The 531-nt window shown below is 60.1% G+C and carries 1 protein-coding gene; it reads left to right on the top strand.

The window, feature by feature from the left end; translation table 11 throughout:
• The coding region (locus tag LVS58_RS24975) for an immunoglobulin-like domain-containing protein (protein WP_233693246.1) at positions 1-531 on the top strand (531 nt) is incomplete at both ends.

The following is a 531-nucleotide window of genomic DNA, read 5'->3' as shown; positions in this document are numbered from 1 at the left end:
TTGAGCAACCCTGCCCAGACGCCGGTGACCGTGACCCTGTCCAACGGCCAGGTCATCACCGTTGAAGCTGGTAAAACCCAGGGTAGCGTCGATTTCCAGACACCAGCCAATGACGTCTACAACAACGGTTCGACTGTCAGCGTCACCATCGAGAACGCCACGGGCGGCAACTTCGAGCAGCTGACCCCGAACCCGACGCCGGCTCAGACCACAATCAACGACTCGGTCGATACCACCACTGCAACCCTGACCGCGTCGCCAAGCGTGACTGAAGGTGGCGTGATCACCTACACCGTGACCCTGAGCAACCCTGCCCAGACGCCGGTAACCGTGACCCTGTCCAACGGCCAGACCATTACCGTTGAAGCCGGCAAAACCCAGGGCAGCGTTGATTTCCAGACACCAGCCAATGACGTCTACAACAACGGCTCGACCGTCAGTGTCACCATCGAGAACGCCACAGGCGGCAACTTCGAGCAACTGACCCCGAACCCGACGCCAGCTCAGACCACGATCAACGACTCGGTCGAT

This window comes from Pseudomonas sp. JR33AA, assembly GCF_021378985.1.
GTDB classification, from domain to species: Bacteria; Pseudomonadota; Gammaproteobacteria; order Pseudomonadales; family Pseudomonadaceae; genus Aquipseudomonas; species Aquipseudomonas alloputida.
The sequence above is the reverse complement of the archived record's forward strand: the minus strand, read 5'-3'. Positions and strand labels throughout refer to the sequence as shown.